Origin of the sequence: uncultured Cardiobacterium sp., from assembly GCF_938028185.1 — a bacterium.
Taxonomy (GTDB): Bacteria; Pseudomonadota; Gammaproteobacteria; order Cardiobacteriales; family Cardiobacteriaceae; genus Cardiobacterium.
Genome location: NZ_CALJAH010000149.1, coordinates 1 through 3173, shown reverse-complemented (window position 1 = coordinate 3173; position 3173 = coordinate 1). Strand labels below are relative to the sequence as shown.

Sequence of the window (3173 nt, the reverse complement as noted above, 5' to 3'; positions counted from 1 at the left end):
ATATATTTCTAGCAGAAGCAGCCCGCCGCCCTGCCCTCCCCCGCTTGCGCTACAATGCCGCCCTTTTCTTAACCGGACACCCTTATGGCTGAAGTACTGAATTTTCAGGAGATGATTTTCACCCTGCAACGCTTCTGGGCGCAGCAGGGCTGCGTCATCATGCAACCCTATGATATGGAAGTGGGCGCGGGCACCTTCCACACCGCGACCTTCCTCCAGGCGATCGGCCCGGAGCCGTGGAATGCCGCTTACGTGCAGCCGTCGCGCCGCCCCACCGACGGCCGCTATGGTGACAACCCCAACCGCCTGCAACGCTACTACCAGTTCCAGGTCGTCATGAAGCCATCGCCGCCGCGTTTTCAGGACTTGTACCTCGAATCCATGCGCGCTATTGGCATTGACCCGGCGATACACGATATGCGCTTCGTCGAAGACAACTGGGAATCGCCGACCCTCGGCGCCTGGGGGCTGGGCTGGGAAGTGTGGGTGAACGGCATGGAAATCTCGCAGTTCACCTACTTCCAGCAGGCGGGCGGTCTCGAATGCAAACCCGTCATGGGCGAGCTGACCTACGGTCTGGAGCGCATCGCCATGTATTTGCAGGACGTCGATAGCGTCTATGACCTCGTCTGGACGACCACGCCGCAGGGCATCGTCCGCTACGGTGATGTGCATCAGCAAAACGAGCGCGAACAATCCGCCTACAACTTTGAACACGCCGACGTGGACAGCCTCTTTGCCCAATTTGAGGCGGCGGAAAAAATGGCGCTGCAACTGGCGGAAGCCGGACTGCCGCTGCCCGCCTACGAACAAGCGCTGAAAGCCTCGCACACCTTCAACCTGCTGGACGCCCGCCGCGCCATCTCCGTCACCGAGCGCCAGCGCTACATCCTGCGCGTGCGCGCCATCTCCAAAGCCGCCGCCGTCGCCTGGTACCACAGCCGCGAAGCGCTGGGCTTCCCGCTCTGTAAACAAGGAGAAACCGCATGAGCGCCACCACCACCCTACTCATCGAAATCGGCGTTGAAGAACTGCCGACCAAAGCCGTCACCGCCCTCGCCGACGCTGGCTGCAGCCTGTGGGCGCAAGCGCTGGACGACGCCGGACTCGCACACGGCGCCATCGAAACATTCGCCACGCCGCGCCGCCTCGCCTGGCGCATCCACGACCTTGCCACCCGCCAGAGCGACCAAAAAATTGAGCGCAAAGGCCCGGCGCTCGCCGCCGCCAAAGACCAAAATGGCAACTGGAGCAAAGCCGCGCTCGGCTTCGCCGCCTCCTGCGGCGTGGACGTCGCCGCCCTTGCCGTCGACGACACGCCGAAAGGCAAATGGCTGATGTATTACGGCGAACAACCCGGCCAGTCGCTGGAAGCGCTTCTGCCCGACCTCTTCCGCCACGTCTGCGACAACCTGCCGATTGCCAAACGGATGCGCTGGGGCGACCACGAACAGAGCTTCGTCCGCCCGGTGCTGACCCTGGTCGCCCTCGCCGATGAGCGCGTGCTGCCGCTCGAATACTTCGGCGTCAAAGCCGGACGCGAAACCCTCGGCCACCGCGTGCACCACCCGCAAGCCGTCGCCATCCACAGCGCCGCCAGCTACGAAACCGACCTGCGCGGCGCGCACATCATCGCCAGCCACGCCACGCGCATGGAAAGCATCCGCGCCCAAGTCGAGGCAAAAGCGGCGGCACTCGGCGGCGTTGCCGTCATCCCGCCGGCGCTGCTCGCAGAAGTGGCAAGCCTCACCGAATGGCCGGTCGCCATCGCCGGCAGCTTCGACGAGCGCTACCTCGCCGTGCCACAAGAAGTCCTCATCACCACCATGCAGGACAACCAAAAAACCTTCGCCGTGGTCGGCGCGGACGGCAAAATCCGCCCGCACTTCATCGCGGTCGCCAACCTCGAATCCGCCGACGAAGCCGCGGTGCGCAAAGGCAACGAAAAAGTCATCCGCCCGCGCTTCGCCGACGCCGAATTCTTCTGGCAACAAGACCTCAAACACAAACTCGCCGACTACCTGCCGCGCCTCGAACACGTCGTGTACCAAGAAAAACTCGGCTCGGTTGCCGCCAAAACCCGCCGCCTCGAAGCCCTTGGCCGCGCCCTCGCGCCCGTCTGCGGCGCGGACGCGGACAACGTCGCCACCGCCGCGCACATCAGCAAAAGTGACCTCCTGACCGAAATGGTGATGGAATTCCCCGAACTACAAGGCCTGATGGGGCGCTACTACGCTGCTGCAGAAGGCTACGCCGCCGACATCGCCGCCGCACTTGACGAACAATACCAACCGCGCGGCGCGGGCGGCGCATTGCCGCAAACCCGCACCGGACTTGCCCTTGCCATCGCCGAAAAACTTGACACCCTCGTCGGCGGCTTCGCCATCGGCGCCAAACCGACCGGCAGCAAAGACCCCTACGCCCTGCGCCGCATGGCCATCAGCCTCATCCGCCTCATTACCGAGAACGAACTGGCACTGCCGCTGGGCGAATGGCTCGGCAAAAGCGCCGCGCAGTACGACGCCGCGCTGGGCGCACCGGCACACGTCGCCGCCGTGCGCGAATACATCTTGGAGCGCCTCGACAGCCACTACCGCGAACAAGGCATCCGCAGCGAAACCTGCCAGGCGGTACTGGCGCTCGGCAGCGATGACTTGGTTGATATCGAGCGCCGCATCCGCGCGCTGGACGCTTTCGCTGGCAGCCCAAGCGCCACCAGCCTGCTCGCCAGCGCCAAACGCATCCGCAACATCCTGAAAAAGAACGGCGAACGCAATGAAGCGGTTGCCGCCGACCGCCTGATAGAGCCCGCCGAACAGGCACTGTGGCAAAGCTGGCAAAGCCTCGCCCCCGCCATTGACGCGGCACTTGCCGAAAGCGACTACCGCGCCGCCCTTGACCAACTGGCGACCCTCGGCGCGCCATTGGATGCCTTCTTCACCGACGTCATGGTGATGAGCGACGACCCGGCGCTGCAACAAAACCGCCTTGCCCTGCTCACCACCCTGCAACGCGGCTTTGACCAAATCGCCGACTTGTCGCTATTGAGTGAATAACACTAGCAAAACGCGCCTGCGGGCGCGTTTTTTTGTAATTCATTTGGTGTCGCTAGGCGCTGTTTGCAATTCAGCAGAATAAGCCCCTCTCTCGCAGGGCGAACCCCGCAGCGGACG

At 63.8% G+C, this 3173-nt stretch carries 2 protein-coding genes; both read left to right on the top strand.

What is annotated here, in order from left to right; all coding sequences use genetic code 11:
• The first annotated feature begins 84 nt into the window (after window positions 1-84).
• Window positions 85-990, top strand: coding sequence for a glycine--tRNA ligase subunit alpha (gene glyQ / locus Q0349_RS04570; RefSeq protein ID WP_298079698.1), 906 nt, complete (start codon window positions 85-87; stop codon window positions 988-990).
• Window positions 987-3056 (top strand): glycine--tRNA ligase subunit beta, encoded by a 2070-nt coding sequence (gene glyS, locus Q0349_RS04565; RefSeq protein WP_298079697.1) that lies wholly within the window; start codon window positions 987-989, stop codon window positions 3054-3056. The genes glyQ and glyS overlap by 4 nt, the downstream gene beginning before the upstream one ends.
• The last annotated feature ends 117 nt before the right edge of the window (window positions 3057-3173 follow it).

Bases quoted from the DNA above. Each gene is read 5' to 3' on its own strand.
- glyQ (WP_298079698.1), top strand. From the start codon at position 85: ATGGCTGAAGTACTGAATTTTCAGGAGATGATTTTCACCCTGCAACGC.
- glyS (WP_298079697.1), top strand. From the start codon at position 987: ATGAGCGCCACCACCACCCTACTCATCGAAATCGGCGTTGAAGAACTG.